25 protein-coding genes are annotated in these 20,140 nt (G+C 43.1%); 15 read left to right on the forward strand and 10 right to left on the reverse strand.

What is annotated here, in order from left to right; translation table 11 throughout:
• Positions 1–3: 3 nt before the first annotated feature.
• Positions 4–723, reverse strand: a complete 720-nt coding sequence (locus U0035_RS07540; RefSeq protein ID WP_114789387.1) for a LytR/AlgR family response regulator transcription factor — start codon at positions 721–723, stop codon at positions 4–6.
• Entirely contained in the window at positions 689–1,477 is a 789-nt protein-coding gene (locus tag U0035_RS07545) for a sensor histidine kinase (protein WP_211316339.1), read from the reverse strand. The genes U0035_RS07540 and U0035_RS07545 overlap by 35 nt, the downstream gene beginning before the upstream one ends.
• A gap of 130 nt (positions 1,478–1,607) precedes the next feature.
• Between U0035_RS07545 and U0035_RS07550 the strand changes: the two genes are divergently transcribed.
• The gene (locus tag U0035_RS07550) at positions 1,608–2,825 is read left to right on the forward strand and encodes a trans-sulfuration enzyme family protein (RefSeq protein ID WP_114789389.1); all 1,218 of its coding nucleotides are present in this window, start codon (positions 1,608–1,610) and stop codon (positions 2,823–2,825) included.
• 44 nt (positions 2,826–2,869) lie between these two features.
• On the opposite strand, the gene U0035_RS07555 is transcribed toward U0035_RS07550, so the two are convergent.
• A complete protein-coding gene (locus tag U0035_RS07555) occupies positions 2,870–3,070 on the reverse strand; it encodes a type II toxin-antitoxin system antitoxin (protein WP_114789390.1) in 201 nt (66 codons plus the stop codon).
• Positions 3,071–3,080: 10 nt separating this feature from the next.
• Positions 3,081–3,947: an SPFH domain-containing protein gene (locus tag U0035_RS07560; protein WP_114789391.1), complete on the reverse strand. Its 867-nt coding sequence runs from the start codon at positions 3,945–3,947 to the stop codon at positions 3,081–3,083.
• A 237-nt stretch (positions 3,948–4,184) separates the two neighbouring features.
• On the opposite strand from U0035_RS07560, the gene U0035_RS07565 reads away from it, so the two are divergent.
• Together U0035_RS07565 and tssD are read left to right on the forward strand one after the other, a co-directional pair.
• Entirely contained in the window at positions 4,185–4,559 is a 375-nt protein-coding gene (locus U0035_RS07565; protein WP_114789392.1) for a SpoIIAA family protein, read from the forward strand.
• A gap of 512 nt (positions 4,560–5,071) precedes the next feature.
• The gene (tssD, locus tag U0035_RS07570; protein ID WP_114789393.1) at positions 5,072–5,575 is read left to right on the forward strand and encodes a type VI secretion system tube protein TssD; all 504 of its coding nucleotides are present in this window, start codon (positions 5,072–5,074) and stop codon (positions 5,573–5,575) included.
• On the opposite strand, the gene U0035_RS07575 is transcribed toward tssD, so the two are convergent.
• The 4 genes from U0035_RS07575 to U0035_RS07590 form a co-directional block, all read right to left on the reverse strand.
• Positions 5,572–6,573 carry a GSCFA domain-containing protein gene (locus tag U0035_RS07575; RefSeq protein WP_114789394.1) on the reverse strand — a complete coding sequence of 334 codons (1,002 nt, stop codon included), beginning with the start codon at positions 6,571–6,573 and terminating at the stop codon, positions 5,572–5,574. The genes tssD and U0035_RS07575 overlap by 4 nt on opposite strands.
• A gap of 89 nt (positions 6,574–6,662) precedes the next feature.
• Positions 6,663–7,433, reverse strand: a complete 771-nt coding sequence (gene rlmB / locus U0035_RS07580) for a 23S rRNA (guanosine(2251)-2'-O)-methyltransferase RlmB (RefSeq protein ID WP_114789395.1) — start codon at positions 7,431–7,433, stop codon at positions 6,663–6,665.
• A gap of 70 nt (positions 7,434–7,503) precedes the next feature.
• Positions 7,504–7,992, reverse strand: coding sequence for a DUF4112 domain-containing protein (locus U0035_RS07585; protein WP_114789396.1), 489 nt, complete (start codon positions 7,990–7,992; stop codon positions 7,504–7,506).
• A 2-nt stretch (positions 7,993–7,994) separates the two neighbouring features.
• Positions 7,995–8,558, reverse strand: coding sequence for an NUDIX domain-containing protein (locus U0035_RS07590; RefSeq protein ID WP_114789397.1), 564 nt, complete (start codon positions 8,556–8,558; stop codon positions 7,995–7,997).
• A gap of 124 nt (positions 8,559–8,682) precedes the next feature.
• On the opposite strand from U0035_RS07590, the gene U0035_RS07595 reads away from it, so the two are divergent.
• Positions 8,683–9,297, forward strand: coding sequence for a superoxide dismutase family protein (locus tag U0035_RS07595; RefSeq protein WP_114789398.1), 615 nt, complete (start codon positions 8,683–8,685; stop codon positions 9,295–9,297).
• An 83-nt stretch (positions 9,298–9,380) separates the two neighbouring features.
• Here U0035_RS07595 and U0035_RS07600 read toward each other — a convergent pair whose 3' ends face one another.
• Positions 9,381–10,070, reverse strand: coding sequence for a porin family protein (locus U0035_RS07600; protein ID WP_114789399.1), 690 nt, complete (start codon positions 10,068–10,070; stop codon positions 9,381–9,383).
• A 191-nt stretch (positions 10,071–10,261) separates the two neighbouring features.
• The gene (gene murB / locus U0035_RS07605) at positions 10,262–11,284 is read right to left on the reverse strand and encodes a UDP-N-acetylmuramate dehydrogenase (RefSeq protein ID WP_245957604.1); all 1,023 of its coding nucleotides are present in this window, start codon (positions 11,282–11,284) and stop codon (positions 10,262–10,264) included.
• A gap of 214 nt (positions 11,285–11,498) precedes the next feature.
• Here murB and U0035_RS07610 point away from each other — a divergent pair, with 214 nt between their 5' ends.
• The 11 genes from U0035_RS07610 to U0035_RS07660 all read left to right on the forward strand — a co-directional run bounded on the left by U0035_RS07610 (position 11,499) and on the right by U0035_RS07660 (position 20,089).
• Entirely contained in the window at positions 11,499–12,050 is a 552-nt protein-coding gene (locus U0035_RS07610) for a TetR/AcrR family transcriptional regulator (protein WP_114789400.1), read from the forward strand.
• Between the two features lie 93 nt (positions 12,051–12,143).
• Entirely contained in the window at positions 12,144–13,388 is a 1,245-nt protein-coding gene (fabF, locus tag U0035_RS07615; RefSeq protein ID WP_114789401.1) for a beta-ketoacyl-ACP synthase II, read from the forward strand.
• A 184-nt stretch (positions 13,389–13,572) separates the two neighbouring features.
• Entirely contained in the window at positions 13,573–14,316 is a 744-nt protein-coding gene (locus U0035_RS07620) for an ankyrin repeat domain-containing protein (RefSeq protein ID WP_114789402.1), read from the forward strand.
• 56 nt (positions 14,317–14,372) lie between these two features.
• Positions 14,373–15,239, forward strand: a complete 867-nt coding sequence (locus U0035_RS07625) for a helix-turn-helix domain-containing protein (RefSeq protein WP_114789403.1) — start codon at positions 14,373–14,375, stop codon at positions 15,237–15,239.
• A gap of 210 nt (positions 15,240–15,449) precedes the next feature.
• Positions 15,450–16,559, forward strand: a complete 1,110-nt coding sequence (locus U0035_RS07630; protein ID WP_114789723.1) for an epoxide hydrolase family protein — start codon at positions 15,450–15,452, stop codon at positions 16,557–16,559.
• Entirely contained in the window at positions 16,559–16,867 is a 309-nt protein-coding gene (locus U0035_RS07635) for a TfoX/Sxy family DNA transformation protein (RefSeq protein WP_114789404.1), read from the forward strand. Before U0035_RS07630 ends, U0035_RS07635 begins: the two co-directional genes overlap by 1 nt.
• Before the next feature lie 95 nt (positions 16,868–16,962).
• Positions 16,963–17,421 (forward strand): GyrI-like domain-containing protein, encoded by a 459-nt coding sequence (locus U0035_RS07640; protein WP_114789405.1) that lies wholly within the window; start codon positions 16,963–16,965, stop codon positions 17,419–17,421.
• Complete coding sequence (locus tag U0035_RS07645) at positions 17,418–17,798, forward strand: DUF1801 domain-containing protein (protein WP_114789406.1); 381 nt, start codon at positions 17,418–17,420, stop codon at positions 17,796–17,798. Before U0035_RS07640 ends, U0035_RS07645 begins: the two co-directional genes overlap by 4 nt.
• Before the next feature lie 167 nt (positions 17,799–17,965).
• Positions 17,966–18,589, forward strand: a complete 624-nt coding sequence (locus tag U0035_RS07650; protein WP_114789407.1) for a GyrI-like domain-containing protein — start codon at positions 17,966–17,968, stop codon at positions 18,587–18,589.
• Positions 18,590–18,662: 73 nt separating this feature from the next.
• Positions 18,663–19,304 (forward strand): NAD(P)H-dependent oxidoreductase, encoded by a 642-nt coding sequence (locus tag U0035_RS07655; protein WP_114789408.1) that lies wholly within the window; start codon positions 18,663–18,665, stop codon positions 19,302–19,304.
• A gap of 110 nt (positions 19,305–19,414) precedes the next feature.
• Entirely contained in the window at positions 19,415–20,089 is a 675-nt protein-coding gene (locus tag U0035_RS07660; RefSeq protein WP_114789409.1) for a type 1 glutamine amidotransferase domain-containing protein, read from the forward strand.
• The last annotated feature ends 51 nt before the right edge of the window (positions 20,090–20,140 follow it).

Consider the following 20,140-nt stretch of genomic DNA (forward strand, 5'->3'; position numbering starts at 1 on the left):
ATTTTAAAGGTTGACCCGCTGAATAAACTCTTTGCGGTAAGCGTCGCTCAGCACTACTTTTAATGGTTCGCCCGAAGCGGCAGTTATTTTAGTTGTAATTTCATCCGAAGAAAAGGTTTGAACCGTTTTCAAAGAGATCATTTCTTTCTTGTTAACACGCACAAAACCCTCTTTTGGCAACAACTCCTGCAGCTTTTCGAAGGATATATTTTTAAGCATTACAAAGCTCTGATCTGCCAGTAAGGCCGATTTGTCCCTGCTATCCACCCCGGAGGCTTTTATATAAAGCAGCTGATCAAAATAAATCAATGCCTTTCCCTTTTCTGTATTCAGTTGTACAAAACGCGCGCCCTGGTTTTTACTTTCCAGCCGGTGCTTTACCTTATCAACAGCTTGCTGTAAGCGCTCTTTCTTTACCGGCTTTCTTACATAATCTACTGCATCCAGGTCAAAGGCTTCGGCAGCGTATTCTTTATATGCAGTTGTAAAAACAACCGGCTTTCCTTTTAACAGGGCTGCCACCTGCAAGCCATTCATTTCGGGCATTTCAATATCCAGGATACAAAAATCAAATTCCAGTTTTGGGACTTCTTCTAAAAAATAAACAGGGCTGTTAAAAGCTTTTGCAACTTCCAGGTCCTGCAACTGCTCGCAAAGCATCTTCAGGTAAGTAAGACCCGGAATCTCATCATCCAGCAGTAAGCATCTGAGCTTTGTAGTCAAGAAGATTAATTTTTAAGTGTGCAATATAAACATCTCCTTCAATAAGCTTTTCCAGCTTAAAATGATTCTTATAAATGATACGCAGCCGATTTTCGAGTGTCATAACTCCAATACCGCCCTTTTCTTTTTCAATGGGCTTTTTAGAAGATATTTTATTGGATACCGTCAGGTAGAAATGATCATCCCGAAATTCAAAAACGATGGAAATAAATGCATCAGGGCTTTGCAGGTCTGCATGCTTAAAGGCATTTTCTATCAGGTCAATGGAAATTAAAGGCGCCAGTATTCTTTGTTTATACAAGGGCTCAGATTCATTGACCCTGGCCTTTACATTCAGCTCAAATAAGGGACTGATCTTTATCTTATTGATCTCTATCAGGCTCAATGCAAAATCTATCTCCTCTTTTGGAGTCACCAATTTCTTCCGGCTTTCATACAAAATATAATCCAGCACATTTCCCAGTTTATCCAGGGCAAAATAGGTTTGGTAGGCATGTGACTGTATAGAGTTGAGAATGTTTTTAAACAGGTGCGGGTTGAGGCGCGATTCGAGTGTTTCCAGCTGAAGAGAATTCATCCTGTTTTCTATCTGCTGAAAGCGGTCTTCCATATTCTTTTTTTGCTTACCTGATTTAGCTAACCTGATACTCAGGTATACAATCACGCCAAGGAGTATTGCAACAATTATTGCAGCAATCCAAAAAATACCGGATGTATGACTATTCAACATTAAATAAGAGAAAGCTACAGCCAAAGGTATTTATTTTACGGGTAAATGTATCAGTTGCGGAAAATGATTATATCAGAAAGTGTGGCCCGTTTACTGGTAAACTAAAAAATATGTTCTTACTTAGCAGGTATCACTTCGCTAAATCATTACTTATATGACCGGTAAGAATATAAAAGGACTAGCAACTGCTGCTATTCATGCATGCGGAAACTCCCTACCCGAGCACGCTCATGTGATGCCCATCTTTGCAACTTCATCTTTCACATTTGACAATGCTGCACAAGGCATGGCCCGGTTTTCGGGTGAAGAAAAAGGATATACCTATTCAAGATTTGGCAATCCTACTACGGATACTGCGGCAAAGCTGATCGCAGACCTGGAGGCATTTGGCGCAACCGATGAAAATGGGAATACCCTTGAAGCCTGGGGTTTATTGACTGCTTCAGGGCAGGCCGCCATGTCTACCATGATCATGGCCAATGTTTCAGCAGGAGACACTATTTTATCCAGCCAATCTTTATACGGAGGAACACAGGAGTTTTTCAGTGGCATATTGCCCCGATTTGGAGTTACATGCATCTCACTGGACCTGAACAACGCTGAATTACTGGAAGCTACTTTGCAGCAGACGCCTTCGATCCGACTCATACACCTGGAAACGCCGGCCAACCCAGGTATGCAATGTATCGACATTGCGGCCGTAAGCGCACTGGCTAAAAAGTTCGATGTGCTGGTAACGGTCGATAATACTTTTGCAACCCCTTATCTCCAACAGCCTTTTAAGCTGGGCGCTGATCTTATTTTCCATTCTACCACCAAGTTTTTAAATGGTCATGGGAGCGCGATAGGTGGCGTGATTTTGGGGAAAGACCAGCAAAGCTTTCAAAAAGTGTACCCTACTTATAAACTGCTGGGCGCAAATGCCAATCCATTTGATGCTTTTCTTTTGTTACAGGGAATTAAAACACTGGCTACCCGTATGGACAAGCATTGCGACAATGCAGAGGCAGTAGCGAGGTTCCTGCAGCAACACTCCGCTGTTTTAAAAGTAAATTATAACGGACTTGAAACGCATCCCGATTATCAACTTTGCCGGTCTCAAATGCGGCGTGCCGGTGCGGTGCTCAGTTTTGAATTAAAGGACGGCTTTGAAGAAGCAGTGCACTTTATTGACCGGCTTCAGATTTTTGTAAGAGCCGTATCCCTGGGCACAACGGACAGCCTTATATCCCATCCCGCATCGATGTCACATGCAGCGGTAGCTAAAGAGCAGCGCTTAAAGGCCGGTATCACAGACGGACTCGTCAGAATGAGTGTAGGCCTGGAAGACATAACGGACCTGATCGCTGACCTGGAACAGGCCCTGAGATAGTATACTGTATTACCTTTATCCATGCCGCAAGACTACGGTGCCGGTCAGCTTTTTTCTTTTCCTTTTGTCTTTGCCTTTTCGCCTGGCTGAGCTCCGGTTTTTCCCCTGCCCGATCTCAGCACTGCCTCATGCAGTAAATACTCTATTTGCCCATTGACACTCCTGAATTCATCGGCGGCCCATTTTTCAAGCGCCTGAAAAGTGTCGGGATTAATTCTTAATATAAAACTCTTCTTATCGTTCAAAACATCAATTCTAATGATGCAGGGTCCCTGCGTTTAAAATAGGCTGAGCAGCTTTTTCTCCACACAACACTACCATTAAATTACTCACCATAGCAGCTTTGCGCTCATCGTCTAACTCAACAATATTCTCTGCAGATAGTTTTTTTAATGCCAGATCTACCATACCTACGGCACCTTCTACAATTTTTGTACGGGCAGCCACAATAGCGGTAGCTTGCTGTCGTTGCAACATAGCTCCCGCAATTTCTGAAGCATATGCCAGGTGACTGATACGGGCTTCCTGCACAATAATACCAGCCCGCGCCAAGCGGTCGGTCAACTCCTGCTCCAATATCTGGTTCACTTTTTCTCCGCCTTCTCTTAGCGTAATACCCGCATGTTCATCTTCAAGATTATCATAGGGAAAGCTTACCGCCAGGTGCCTGATAGCCGCTTCGCTTTGCGCATTCACATAATCTACATAGTTAGCTACATCGTAAGCCGCTTTATAGGTATCTCCTACCTGCCATACCACTACCGCCCCAATCTCAATAGGGTTACCCATCTTATCATTTACCTTCAAAGTTTGGCCCTGCATATTCTGAGAACGCAGGCTTAATTTGTGTGTACCATACAACGGGTTGATAAAGAACAGTCCGTTTTCTTTAACAGAACCTACATACCTGCCAAAAAATGTAAGTACTCTTGAATGATTCGGTTGTATGATCATCAGGCCTTTAATAAAAAATACAAATAGCACGAAACATAACAGACCCAATACCACACCTGCAACAGTACGTTCAGATTGTAAGAACATAAAGAAAACACCCAACCCCAGAAGAACCAGGGATATGATCAGCGCCAGAAATCCTGACATTGGTTTTACGATTTTTTCCATATAAATTATTTGATATTAAAACGATATCATAAAGATATGAAAAATTATTCTTTATTCCCCAATAATTCTCTATGCACCGTAGCCCCAAAAAAGAATAACCAGCTGCAAGGAGGATTTTTTTTTACCGATGTGTATCAGGAGGTTAAACCTGATATAAGATAAATTGATCAAGCGCTTTAGGTTTTCGGTACGACTTTGGTTATCTGATACGATGGATGGCCTTAAAAAAAACCACCTATGATTACAGAAATAAAAGAAATATCAAACAATATTGTAGCATTCAAGGCATGCGGAACCATTCATGGAAATGATTTCGAGACAACGCTGGTTCCGGCTATCCAACAGTATAAACGAAGTCACAAAGAGCTCAATTACATGCTGGTGCTGGAACATGATCTTAGTAGTTTTTCTATTACCTGGTGGATTAAAAGCCTGTGGCTGGCTGTAAGGGACTGGAGCACCTGGAAGCGTTGTGCGATCATCAGCAACCTGGAAGGGCTGAAAAACTTCAATAATGAAACATGCAACGACATCCCCGGTGAATTGCGCATTTACCCTCATGAACAAATGGATGACGCGATCAGATGGCTGCATACTAATAATGGATCTTAAAACAGACTTACACCACCTTACATAAAACCCATAAAAAGGCCCGGCAGATTGCCGGACCTTACTTAAGGTTAACAGTTTGGTCTTTTATAGATCAACTTTTTATATTTCTTAAGGGAGGGTTCGCCCACTATTTTTACAGCTGTTGATTCACTTTTGACGCTCACTCTCTTCATATTGCCAACCCCATGCCAAAGCTTGATGACTTGTGTTAACTAATAATTACTATAGCCATCTCCAAAAATTTTACAGCCCGACAATTAACAGCTCTCTCTGTATTACAATTAAATATGCAGTTCTTTTATTATAGTTATGCAGGCTTTTCTGCTTTCAAAATAAATTGCAGACTATGATCCGATCCAAACTTGGAAAAGGACTGACACTTACATTATCTATTGTTTTCCTGTGTTACGGCACCCGGCGATGGCGGAAGCCAGTACTTAATCAGCACTCACCTAATCATGGTATAGATTGCAGCTTTGAATACAGCTAACTTAGCAGTAAAATCTAAACCAATGGCACTAAATGCATACCTGAAAATTACGGGAAGCAAACAAGGCATCATCAAAGGCAGCTGTATTCAAAGAGGCAAGGAAGGACTGATAGAGGTCATTGCCTTTGATCACGAAATAACATCACCCCGCGATGCGGCCACGGGTCAGGCCAGTGGAAAGCGCCAGCACCAACCGCTGGTTGTTACCAAAGAGCTGGACAAAAGCACAACAGCCCTGATCCAGGCTTTGATTCAGAATGAAACACTAAGTTCTTTTGAATTGAAGTTCTTTGCACCTAATAAACTGGGAACAGCCGGAGGACAAGGCGCAGAATTCAATCATTTTACTATACGACTGAAGAATGCTTCAGTTACAGGTATCAAAACTATTATGCCCAATAATAAAAATCCGGAGCTGAGTAAATATGCGGAATACGAAGAATGTTCTTTTGTTTACGAGGAAATAGAATGGGTTTGGACACTAGGAAGCTTAACTACCAATGATTCTCTCAAGTCAAATCCTTAATTCATACCGGAAAAATAGTCCATTTCTTCTTTCAGGTTCAGAAACGGATACTTTTCCATCAATCCTTTTGCCTTTTCATAATGCGCTTTCAGGAACTGTTGATGAGCGTGGGTATCGGGCTGAAAAGCTTTATGCCGCCTGGCAATGGACACCTGCCTCACTTCTTTCATTATAGGCTTGGAAGCATCGTCAATACAGGCTTCTGTAAATTTCTCCAGAACAAACTCTGTAGCCTGGTAATTGGGATGCGCCAGGTCTATGTCATAAAAACGATAATCGCGAAGCACATCAATCACTAATTCATAAGCGGGAAAATAATACACCCCCGGAAATTTATCCACCATATGGTGTACTACTTCTATCAAACGGGCTTTGCTGCGATTGTTCTCGGTAACGCCATCCCGCAAATGCCTTACAGGACTAACCGTGAACAGTATTTTTATTTTAGGATTAAAGGTTCTCAGCCGATGATAGGTATTGTCCATAGCCGCTATGATCTCCTCAATGCCTAACAGCTTTTTATAAAACCATTGCCCCGGTGCCCGGTGGCAATTGGCTACATGCAGATCGTAGCGCTCCTTTTCAGGATTATCAGAAGATAAAATATAGGAAAAAGCAGAACCCAGTGTAATAACCACCCAATCGCAATCTTTTAAAAAATGATGCGCCTGCTCAACCGACTGATTCATGGCATCCAGCGCTCTTTCCTTATTGATGTGAGAAAAGCGGGAATGATGATGCCAGGAGCTCCAGATCTCGTTTAAATAAAAGAGGTCGGCCTCTGTATACCTTTTGTTTTCTATATAAGATATCAGGCTATGCCTTACACTGGCCGGCTCAAACAATATCCCGTGCGGATTCTGCAGTACATTGAACTTATAATCCGCCAGCGCATTGCCGATATGCTCAGTAAAACAAGAACCAATCAGCAGCAACTTATTTCCATAAGCAACCGGCTCCGGCAATTTCGGAATATGTATCGGGGACATAAAATCCATACAGAATGTTTAAGGTTTGAAGTTTGACAGTTTCAGGTCACCGTTTGCTCAAGTGATACCCATGAACGAGTTAGCCGTGATCCGGTCCACTATTCATTACCACCCCGTTGCTTCATCACTTCATATAATATCATCCCTGTGGCAACTGAAACGTTCAGGCTTTCAAAGTTATTTTTCATAGGAATGCTGATACGCTCATCGCATATTTTAAGCAATGCCGGGTAAACCCCTTTTTCCTCACTCCCCATTATAATAGCCGCAGGTATGGAAAAGTCACAATCTGCAATATTCTTTGATGCGGTCATTTCGCTTGCGAAAACCGTGATGCCATTCATATGCAGCTCATCTACGGCCTTCATCAGGCTGTTAACGCGGCATACAGGGATCTTCTCCAAAGCGCCTGCCGAAGTAAGGATAGCATCTTCATTCAGCGCCCCCACACCTTTATCGGGAATGATAATTGCATTAACGCCACAGCACCAGGCTGTACGGGCGATACCTCCAATATTACGTATATCGGTGATACCGTCAAGGATCAGAAATAAAGGCGTTTGCCCCTGCTCTACCACGAAAGATATAATATCCTGCAAATTCTGGTACTGCACTTTTGCTATTTGTGCGATGCAACCACCATGGCCTTCTACGTTAAAGCTATTAAGCTTTTGAGGCGGCACATAGTTGAGCGGCACGGCCAGCTCAGTAGCCAGCTTCCTCAATACAGACAATTCTGCGCTTACCAGTTTGGCATCTACATAAATTTTGTCTAAGGCTTTGCCTTGTTGCAAAGCGTCAATAATTGCGGCAGCGCCTGCAATTAACGAACTTTTTTTGGGCCTTTGCGGCGACCTGAAATTTTTCACCCGGCAAAGAAACTAAAAAGCCGCTACAATTCAATACAGCCCGCACGCAGATCTTTATAAAACGCCCGGTTCAGGTCATAATAAGCGCTTCCAGCCACTGGAATAGCTTTATTACCAGGTATACCAGCAGTGTTAGCACCAACAACATAATAATAAGAATAGAAATAATGACCGGCTTTGCGCTTCCCCGATGTTTTCCCTCAGTATAATGTTCCGTCAGCAGTTTCAGGTTGCGGGTATTGGCCTTGTAGGAAAAATCAAAAATCCACCCTAAAACCGGTATGGAGCCCACCAGGGCATCTAAGGTAGCATTGGCCAGCATCTTCATAGCTACTCTTCCTGAAGCGCCATGTTGCGCCATGGTGATGATCAGGGTAATTGATATAATGTAGCTGCTTACGTCACCCGCAACAGGAATCAGGTTGAGTATAGGATCCAGTCCGAACTTAAATCCCCCAACGGAAAACTGCTCGTCCATCAAACGTGTCACCCTTTGTACCATTTTCAGCCTGGGGTCGTTATTGATGGGAGCGGGTATATTTTGCCGGCTTTCTGACATGTTTAAATCTCTTTTAAAAGGATCATTAACTGCACCTTCTGTATAGCCATAATGGAAATAGAATCGGTAATACGACCATCGTTTACCATAGCCACGGCTTCACTAAATGGAACTTTTTTAGATCGCATGTCCTGCTCTGTTTCCTCGGGCGAAGCCAAACCTTGCTTCAGTTTTCTAGCTAAAAAAATGATGCCATGTTCATCGCAAACCGAATTCGACAAGTGAAAACGCAATAATTCCGTCCAGTTATCTGCTGTTAAGCCTGCTTCCTCCAATAATTCCCGCTGTGCAGCTTCAAGGTAGGTCTCCTGGTCTTCCGGGCAACCACCTTCCGGTATTTCCCAGCTATAAGCATCCAGAACAAACCGATACTGTCCCACGAGATAGGTATTCAAATCCTCATCCAGGGCGATAACACCAATCGCGGCATTTTTAAAATGCACTTTTCCATAAATCCCTTTTCCTCCGCCCGGGTTCACAACATCAAATTCGGTAAGACTGATCCAGGGATTACTATACACTTCTTTCTTACCGGTTACCTTCCACGGGTTTTCTATCTCGCTCATATTTGGTTCAATGTTTGTATCAAGACAATAATTATTGATAATACAGTAATTATAACTTTAGTAAAAGTAAACTTTTATATATTTTTATTCGTTCAAACCTCTTAATTAAAATTAAAAAAGCATTATGAAACGTTCTCATTTACTATTGAGCGGTATGATAGCTCTCGCCGCGCTGACATCCTGCGGTAGCGGAGCTAATACCAACAGCGATGAAGCTACAGGCGGCGATTCTGCCGTAGTGGCAACAGACAGTACCGATATACTTCCTTCGGCAGATGGCACATTGGTAGCTACAGCTAACCTGATGTCTACAGCCGACTCTACGCAACAAATTGGGACGGCTCAATTCTACCAGTTAGACAGTACACAAATACGCCTTGACCTGGTAATTGATGATAAAGCGAGAGCAGACAGTAATGTAGCCGTACATTTTCACGAACATGGCGATTGCAGCAATAAAGGAGAAGGCGCTCATGGACACTGGAACCCGACCAAAGAGCAGCATGGCGAGTGGGGATCCGCTGCTTACCATTCTGGCGACATCGGCAATATTAAATTAGACAATAATGGTCACGCTACTAAATCAGTAACTACCGACAGATGGAGCATTACTGACAAAGCAGTGAACAATGTAATCGGCCTGGGCATTATTGTGCATGGCGGCACCGACGATTATAAAACACAGCCAACCGGCAATTCTGGTCCGCGCGTTGGTTGTGGTGTTATTGTAAAACAATAATGTACTGATCCTTACCTTCTATATAAAAAGGAGAGCGTGCAGATGCCGGCTCTCCTTCTTTTCTTAGTCAGATAGTATCGTTACTAAAAGAACATTCCCAAACGAATAGCCCACCGGTTCAATCCTACTTTGCCATCTTTCCAATCCTTATTAGCTGTAATATCTGTAAACCCGTTTTCCATACCAATACCAAAGAACAGGTCTGTTTTAGGAGCTACTTCATACTCGCCACCGGCACCCACTAAAAGGCCCATATTTACTTTATTGGTATTCTTCATGGCGTTAACATTGCTTTCTGATGTCGAACCATAAGAATAATCCATTCTTGACTTTAACAAAGCTCCCATGTAAGTACCAAACTGTCCCCAGAATCTAAAACCATTATTCTGGTTGGTTTTTAACTTCACACTTAAAGGAATTTGCAGGTATTGCAGCTTTAGCTTGTAACTCTGATCGACGCCTGCTGCCTCAGCCCTTTTTAATCCCCTGCTGCTGGTGCTGTAAATTAATTCAGACGAAGCATGTGCCACTTCCAAACCTGTGGCAAATGCACCGCGACCATCACTAAACAAAATATCAGCCATCAGGCCATAGTTTACACCAAAACCACTGCCACTGCGTTCTATATCATTTTCGGCTGCCCGGAAAGAATTGGCGAATACCGGATCAATCTTAAATCCAAACCTTACATCTCTGTTGTAAACCGATCTTTGAGCGTTAAGACCTAAACACAGGGTAGCTGACATCAAACCTAATAAAAATACTTTTTTCATCCGTTATTTTTTTGTTGCGGCTGCGCCGCGTTTTTATGTCGGATGAAACGCCCTGCATACATTGTCTCAAAATGAGACCTGCCTATTGCGAGACAAAAGCCAACGGGCATTTCATCGTTCAATATTTTGAATAATAAGCAGAGGGCTCTGAAAATTGGGTGCGAATATAGGGTTTTATTCTTTATGGCTATTTACACAATATTAACCTCCGGCGCAAGTTCTACACCAAATCTCTCATATACAGCATCTTGCACCAAACTGCAGGTCTCTAAAATTTCTGCTCCACTGGCGTTCCCATAATTCACCAATACCAGGGCCTGACGGGCATGTACACCCGCATCACCTTTTCTAAAGCCTTTTAAGCCGGCTTGTTCTATCAGCCAACCGGCAGCGAGCTTCATGGTATGATCAGGGTTTTCATAAGCTACTATTTCGGGAAACATAAGCTTCAATATTTCAAATTGCTCTTTTGAAACAGATGGATTTTTAAAAAAACTACCCGCATTGCCTATGTCTTTCGGATCAGGCAGCTTGGAAGACCGTATAGCAATAACAGCATTAGCAATCGCCTGTATGGACAGGTCCTGTACGGCAGCCTTTTCCAGCTCCTGCTTTATAGCGCCATACTCTACCTTAAATACCGGCTTTTTGCTTAGCTTATAAGTGACATCAGTTATAACGAACTGATCTTTATACCGGTGTTTAAAAACGCTTTCACGGTATCCGAATTCGCAATCTTTATTAGAAAACTGTACTTCTTCTAAAGTTGCTCTATGAATAGCTGTAAGCTCATGAAAAACTTCCTTTATTTCTACACCATAAGCGCCAATGTTTTGCATAGGCGATGCCCCTGCCAGCCCGGGGATCAGCGCCAGGTTTTCAACACCTGCATAGTTATGATCCAGGCAATATAAAACAAACCGGTGCCAGGCCTCTCCCCCCCCTACTTTCAGATGCACATATTCTTCATCTTCGTATACCTTTTCAATGCCTTTTATGCTATTTTGTATCACCAGGCCATCCACATCTTTTGTAAAGAGGATATTGCTGCCACCTCCCAGTATAAAGGATGGCAACCCTTTACCGGTAGCCCATTGTAACGAAGCCCTTACCTCCTCTCTGTCCGAAACCGTTACAAAATGACTGGCCTGCACGTTCATGCTAAATGTATTGAACGATTTTAGGGATTTATTATCTTCTATCTGGATACTCATTGTGTATGCAATGTTACAGCAAAAGCAGCTTAAAAAGTTTGATTGGCATTGAAAGATCATCTAACTCAAATAACCGGCTGCTGATCACCTTTTGTATCATATCAAAAAATGCAGGTCACACATTTCCACTGTTAACAAACTTCCCAAACAGATATTTGTAAAAATTATTTGCCTACCTACTGGTAGGTTTGTACCTTTGTGAAAATATTCTCCCATGACAACACGGGACCACATCATTTCTACCGCCGACGGCCTGATCAGAGACAAGGGGTACAATGCTTTCAGCTTTGTTGATGTAGCCCGGATTGTGGGCATTAAAAAGCCTTCGATCCATCACCACTTTCCCCGCAAAACAGATTTGGGCATTGCTGTAATTGAATATCATATTAAAGGCCTGGAACAGATACAGCAGGAAACCCAGGATAAAACAGCCCTGGAGAGGTTAGAACGTTTTTTTCTGATTTATACCGATATTAAATGTCAGAATAAGGTTTGCATAGTCGGATCTCTTTCTACAGATTATAACACGCTGGAACCGGAAGTGCAGGAAAAGATAAAAGAGTTTTCTGATGCTTTTCTTACCTGGGTAACCGACATTTTAAAAGAAGGCCGGCAGGCAGGTGTTTTTCATTTTGATGAATCGCCCAGAACAAGAGCTATTTTAATCATCGCCGGCATGATGTCCATCTTGAAGCTTTCAAGACTAACCGGCGAGAAAGATTTTAGCCTGATAAAGAAAACCCTGCGGCAGGGATTATTGAAATAAGGCAGCAAATCCTAACGGAATCATTTTATACACTATTAGCTAACCAGATAACCCGTCCCGGGCATATTGCAAGGGATTATAAAAATAAAAGTAATGAAACGAGTAGTAATAACAGGAATGGGGGCCATCACTCCCCTTGGCAATACCATAGATGAATACTGGCAATCGTTGGTGAATGGTGTAAGCGGCGCTAAGCTGATCAGCAAGTTTGACACCACGCATTTTAAAACAAAATTCGCCTGCGAAGTGCGCAATTTTGATCCATTACAATATATAGAGAAATCTGAAGTGAGGAAATACGACCCTTACTCCCAGTATGCCCTGGCAAGCGCACAACAGGCAGTGGAAAATGCTCAAATCGATTTCGCTCAGTTAAATAAAGACCGGATCGGGGTAATATGGGCTTCGGGCGATGGAGGCGTTTCAACATTCGAAGAGCAAATGACCGAGTACAATAAGGGTAATGGCACGCCCAGGTTTAACCCGTTTTTTATATCCAAAAGGATCATGAATATTGCCTCGGGTCTTATCTCGATCCGGTATGGATTGAGGGGTGTTAATTATACAACGGCGGCAGCTTGTTCAGCCAGTAATACCTCTATTATCGACGCATTCAATTATATACGCTGGGGAAAAGCGGATATGATTATTACAGGCGGCTCCGAGGCTTCTATAACCCAAAGCTCCATAGGCGGTTTTAATGCATCCAAAGCTTTATCAACCAATAATGATCATTACCAGCAGGCGTCGAAGCCCTTTGATATTAAAAGAGATGGGTTTGTTTTGGGAGAAGGCGCCGGCGCCCTGGTGTTGGAAAGCTACGAAAGCGCTTTGAAAAGAAATGCGCCAATTATTGCCGAAATCATTGGTGGAGGGCTTGCTGCTGATGCCTATCATATCACCGGCACACATCCTGAAGGCGACGGCGCTTTCCTGGGAATGAATATGGCTATGGAAGACGCGGGAATTACAGCCAATGGTATTGACTATATCAATGCTCATGCTACATCTACCCCGATGGGCGACCGGAGCGAACTGAAAGCGATTCGGAGAGCTTTTGAAAGCCATCCCGGAGTAGCTATCAGTGCTACCAAATCGATGACCGGGCACCTGCTGGGTGCCGCAGGAGCCATTGAGGCCATTGCCTGCGTTAAAGCCGTGGAAACAGATACAATTCCACCCACTATCAACACTACACAGGTAGAACCGGAGTTTGAAGGTAGGTTGAACCTTATATTAGGCAAAGCCGAGATTAAAAAAGTGAATATAGCAATCAGTAATACTTTTGGTTTTGGCGGACATATTGCCTGCAGTATTTTTAGAAAATTCACTCCTTAATCATTGAAGCACATAGATTATTCAATAGCATTTTTTTTCGTACGAAACGGCAGCAATAGAGCGGCCGTTTTCTATATGAGTGCGTAAAAGATCGGTCGTTTATTCTTAACTTCAGTCAGAATTGGTTTATATGCAAATTTGATGCGTTTACATGTAGTTCCTTTATTAGTACTATTCCTTTTATATGGATTATCTTCAGAAAATAGCCGGAGACTTTGAGACACATTCCGCGGAAGGCATCAGAGAATGTTTTGAAAACGGCATTGATCCCAACCTCCTACACAGGGGTAAGCCCCTGATCTATGAACTGATCAATATGTATTTAAGAAGTGAGCGATTTAAAGACTGTGTTCAGGCATTTGTAGATTTTGGTTTACAATTCGATGATAAGGCTTTGCTTGCAGTGCTACTGGATGATGCCCAACAGTTAGATCTGCTACTGAATCAGGATAAAGAATTGCTCTATAAAAAATATACTTTCGATTGCGCATTCACGCCGCTTTACGAAGCATCATTGCTACATATCTGTGCCGAATACAACCATCTTCATTGCGCAAAAACGCTTATAGAGCACGGGATGGCTGTTAATATAAAGGCAGGCATTGACTCCTTCGGATTTGGCGGACAAACACCCGTCTTCCACACAGTAAATCAGCATGCAAATGCCTGTATAGATGTAATGAAGTTCCTTATTTCCCGGGGAGCTGATTTAAAGTTAACGTTACCCGGCCTAATCTGGGGTAAGGGTTATGAGTGGGAAACCTTCATTCCATCCATCAACCCCATAAGCTATGCCATGATGGGCCTGCTACCGCAGTTTCAGAGAACAGAGGTACAGATTTATGAAACGATAGGCATATTGCTAAAAGCTCGTTATGGTATCAGCTATTTCCCTGTAAATGTCCCGAATGAATACCTGAAGAACTAACTTCTTATAAAATGTACAGAATTGGTTATGGGCAAGCCCGGTAAATTCAACAACAAGTGATACGTAAGCAAGAAAATTTAAAGACCTTTAATTTATTTCATTACCTGAAAGAGCAGGACCAGCAAAGCATGTCGATACCTTATTTTATGGCTAACGACTCTACTTATAAAAATGCCGGTGTCAGCTTTCCTATCAGAAATTTCGTTTATGGAATAGGCATCACCTACAGCGGTAAACCTGGCAGCGTAAAGATCGGCAGCGCAGACTATGTATTGCAGCCCGGTAGCCTTACAACTATCGGTCCCGGTATCGTATCGCAATGGGAACCTTATCATAACGCAAAGCATGAAACCCTGTTTTTTACGGAAAGCATTTTTACTGATGTCATTAAAAACTCCTTTCTGAGTACATTACCATTTTTTCAGCCGGGCGGGCAGCATGTAATACAAACCTCAAGGGAGCAAACCTTACAAATCAAATCACTTTTCGCTACTATCTCAGCTTTCAGGAATCAGCCGTTGGTGATGCCTGGCCTAATTTATAGTTTATTAATGCTGGCCCAAACCTGCCATCAATCAGCAAAGCCCGCAATCTCGCTCACTTCGCAACAAGAGCAGGTTGCCGCTAAGTTCAGGAAGCTGCTTTCACTCCATGTACTGGAACAGAAAGATGTAAACTTTTATGCACAACAACTACATATCACCCCAAAATACCTAAGCGAGGTACTGGTACAGTTAACCGGGAAAACTACCAAAAAATGGATCGACGAGCACCTGGCAATGGAAGCCAAAAGCCTTTTAAGGCAAACTTCAATGACCATACTGGAAATTTCCTTCTGGCTTGGATTTGAAGATAGCTCTTACTTTATCAAAGCCTTTAAAAAATGGGAGGGCATGACGCCTTTAGCTTTTAGAAAGCTATAATTGCATTTTAACAGCTACCGAAAAAACTACCATTTTTACCGATTTATCCCCTACATCTCAGGCACTACCCTGGGCTACTTTTGTGTTGTACTTATTAATTCAACTGATTTAAACAACATAAAAATGAAAAAGCTGCTCATCGCCCTTTGCATTTGTCAGGCCGTTATATCTTTTCAAAACGCATTCTCTCAAACCTCAAATACAAACAAAATGAAACCATTTACAGTAAACATTCCTCAAGCAGTTATTACCGACCTTAAAAACCGTATTCAAAATACCCGGTGGCCCGGGGCGCCCGATGGAGCTGGGTGGCAATGGGGCACCAGCGAGCAATACCTGAAAGAACTGGCACACTACTGGGTGAACGGGTATAGCTGGGAGAAATATGAAAAACAATTAAACCAATATCCCCAATACATTGCCGAAATCGACGGAATACAAATTCATTTCCAATACATAAAAGGTAACGGTACTAATGCCAGGCCTCTACTGCTCACACATGGATGGCCGGACAGCTATTATCGTTTTCACAAAATTATTCCAATGCTTACTGAAGGAGATCAAAGCTTTGACCTGGTGATTCCGTCCATACCCGGGTTTGGCTTTTCGGAAAAAACTGCCCTTACCAGTGTGGCGGTTGCCGACCTCTGGAAAAAACTGATGACTGAAACGCTGGGTTACCAAAAGTTTAACGCCGCCGGGGGAGATGTGGGCATGGGTATCACTAAAGCCCTGGCTTCCAAATATCCCGCTGTGGTGTCAGCTGTTCACTTTACCGATCTTGGTTATCCGATGGGACAGGAAGATCCTGCAACGATGACCGATGAGGAAAAGCAATTTGCCCTGTTTGTTCAGCAATGGTGGTATAGCGAGGGCGCCTATGCAATGGTACACAGCACCAAGCCGCAATCATTAGCTTATGGACTCAATGATTCGCCGGTAGCCCTGGCAGCCTGGATCCTGAGCTTCGGCAGCGCCGGCGCATCTCCCGATGTAATTGAAGCCGCATTTGGCGGGAAAGATGAAATGCTCACCAATATCATGATTTATTGGATTACCCAAACCATAGGATCGTCGGTAAGGATGTACAAAACAGATGCGGTAGCCCAATGGGGAGGTGCGCAACCGCTAAGCAAGACCGGGGTTCCGGCCGGCGTAGCGGTATTTCCACGGGAAGCGCAGTTCCCGAAGGAGTGGGCGGAACGTTTTGTAAATGTGGTACATTATAAAAAAATGGAAGCCGGCGGTCACTTTGCAGCGCTGGAAGTACCTGAAGCATTTGCCGGCGAATTGCGGTCTTTCTTTTATTCTGTAAAATAATGGGCCATTTCGATCATCGCCTTACGGATGCCAGGAACATTGGTCCTGTAATAGCCCAAAAGCTTCATGAAATAGGCATACATTCGCTGCCTGCGCTGGCAGTACTAACACCGGTAAAAGCATATATACAATTAGCAAAAAAGTCAAATGGCATACCGCCCCCTGTATCGCACTATCTTTATGCCTTGCAGGGGGCATTAATGAACGTACACTGGATCAAGTTACCCAAAAGATTGAAGCAAGAATTACTCAACAAACTGGAGAAGGAAAGGGCGGGTGCCAAAAGAAATTTGAAGGGGAAAATATAATGCCGTATAGCTCATGAAAAATTACCCCCTATTAAAACCTGCTGACATAGGGTTGTCACAGGCCGGTTTAGTTTTGTGCCATAAAAGAGCAAGAAATGAGTATTCAAACCATTCCAACCTTCCATGTTATAGGTATATCGGTACGTACTACCAACGAAAGCGGGCAGGCCTTGCAGGATATTCCGGCGCTTTGGGCCAGGTTTATAGAGGAGCAGATAGTAGCCCAAATCCCAGGCAAGATCAATGACGACCTTTATTGTATTTACACTGATTACGAAAAAGATCATACCCGTCCTTATACTACCCTGTTGGGCTGCCGGGTTCATAACATTGACCAGATCCCGGAGGGCATGACCGGCAAAACATTTAGCGAAAGCCATTATACCCGTTTTACAGCAAAAGGCAATTTAGCGCAGGGCATTGTATATAACGAGTGGGTCAGGATATGGAATACATCATTAGACAGGGCTTTTACGGCCGATTTTGAAGTGTATGGCGAAAAGACAACCAACCCGGAGAACGCAGAAGTTGATATTTTTGTAGCACTACAATGAAGGCCTCAGAAAACTACTACGATCAACTGGAAGAGCCTGTAAAAAGCTGCTTCCTGGCTTTGCACCATCTTATTCTCAACCAAGATAAAGATATAGCCCCGGCCTGGAAGTATGGAATGCCTTTCTTTTGCTATAAAGGCCGCATGGTCTGTTATCTCTGGATCCATAAAAAACATCAACAGCCTTATATCGGTATTGTAGAAGGTAAGCATTTCAATGAACCTTTTTTATTACAGGAAGGCCGTTTGCGGATGAAAATAATGTTGCTGGATCCTCACAAAGACCTGCCTGTTGCCCGCATCAAAGCGATTATTCATAAAGCTATCCGCCTTTACAAGACGGGACTTATTGCTACTAAAAATAGTGTTCATTTTTAAAAATTAATGCATGCCCGGTATCAGACAGGAGGCTTTAATTACCACTCCGGCCTCTATCTCTTCGACGCTTTGAGCACGCAACAAGAATCATCCGCAGGGGTGGACTCCGCTCCACGTTAGTTCCATGTTCATCAATATCGGTCATCCTCAATTAATCACTATATGATATGGAAAAACTAGATCTTACTAAAAAGTACAAATCTTATTTTACGGCCAAAACACAGCCGGAAATTGTTGACATAGAAAAAGCATCCTTTATCGCTTTATGCGGCAAGGGCGATCCTTCAGGCGAGGCTTTCGCCAAAACTATTGAAGCAATGTATTCAACAGCATACACCATCAAATTCGCCTGCAAAGTGAAGGGTAAAGATTTTGTGGTATCAAAGCTGGAAGGTCAATGGTGGTTTGACACAACCTGGTTCACCGGGCAAACCATGAACAGTGCCGCTGTTGAAGTGCCCCGTAGCGAGTGGGAATACAGGTTGCTGATACGTATGCCCGGCTTCGTGACCGCTGAACATATGGAAGCAGCTAAATCGATCGTTACAGGTCAAAAAGGAATACAGAGAGCCACTGCTATTGAATGGCATACTTTAGAGGAAGGCAAATGCGTACAGATGCTGCATGTAGGTCCGTTCTCCACTGAGCCCGAATCGTTAAAAATTATGGATGCTTTTATGAAAACACATCAGTTTGCCCAAAACGGACAACACCATGAAATTTATCTTTCTGATTTCAGGAAGACAGCACCCGAAAAGCTGAGAACTATTTTAAGGGAGCCGGTGAAATAATAAAACTTGTGACATACCTCACAGGTGGCTATGCTGCTGTTTAAAGAACTTTGCTCTTTCTAAAAAACACAGCATGACAAAGATATTTATCATCAACGGCGGACAGCATTTTGCACATTCAGGTGGAAAGTTCAACCAAACATTGGTGCAATGGGATAAAAGCTTTTTCACCTCCCTGGATGGCTTTGAAGTACAAATAACTGATATCAACGAACCCTACGATCTTGAAGAGGAAGTAAGTAAGTTTGTATGGGCTGATGTAGTGATCTATCATACACCTGTATGGTGGTTTGGCCTGCCTCACAAATTCAAAGAATACCTGGATACCGTTTTTACCGCCGGCCATCGTAAAGGCATTTATTACAGCGATGGCAGGAAGAGGGAAAATCCCGAAATTAACTATGGAACAGGCGGCTCGCTGCATGGGCGTCATTATATGTTAACCACTACCTGGAATGCGCCGGAAACCGCATTTACCCTGCCAGGTGAATTTTTTGACCAGAATAGTGTGGATGAAGGTGTGATGTTTGGGTTTCACCGGATGAATGCTTTTACCGGAATGAAGCAGCTGGAAGGCTTTCATTTTCATGACCTGGAGAAGAATGCCAGGCCCGACCGGATACAGGACTATTTCGAGCGTTATACTTCTCATCTCGCTGAAACCATTCAATCTTTACCATTAACAATAACTGAGGAAAAGCCGGAGTTATGCTAAAACATTTCTTAATCAACAACAAAATATTTTGGGTTGGCACCCTGCTGGCAGTCACGCTCGCTATAGGTTGTTCCGCCATAACCCATCGATCCAATACAAAAACACATACTATGAAAAAGAAAATATTATTTGTAGTAACCAGCCACGATACCAAAGGAAGCACGGGGGAAAAAACGGGCTATTACCTGGGTGAAGTATCTCATCCCTGGGAAGTACTTACCGAAGCCGGCTATGAAATTGATTTCGTCAGTCCGAAAGGGGGTAATCCACCGGTAGATGGTTTTGATTTAAGCGACCCGGTTAATAAAAAATTCTGGGAAGACGCTGTTTATCAAAAGAAAATAACCAATAGTATGCGCCCATCAGAGGTAAAGGCAGAGGATTATGCAGCTATTTATTATGCTGGTGGACATGGCGCCATGTGGGACTTACCAACTAATGACGCGCTGAACAAAATAGCGGCAAACATTTATGAAAAAGATGGTATTGTTGCAGCGGTATGTCATGGTCCTGCCGGTATTATGAATATACAACTGAGTGATGGCAGCTACCTGGTAAAGGATAAAAAAGTAAATGGGTTTAGCAATGAGGAAGAAGAGCAGGTAAAACTCACCCGGGTTGTTCCCTTCCTTTTAGAAGATCAACTAAAGAAACATGGCGGCGTTTATGAAAAATCGGCACCCTGGCAGCCCCATGTAACAACAGACCAGCGGCTGATTACGGGACAAAATCCACAGTCGGCAAAAGCCGTGGGAGAAGCTATGGTAAAGGAGCTCAACCGTTAATAGTAAAAGGTAATCATTTACATAATAACCGATGTGCCAGTCTTGACAAGT

Source organism: Niabella yanshanensis (assembly GCF_034424215.1).
Taxonomy (GTDB): Bacteria; Bacteroidota; Bacteroidia; order Chitinophagales; family Chitinophagaceae; genus Niabella; species Niabella yanshanensis.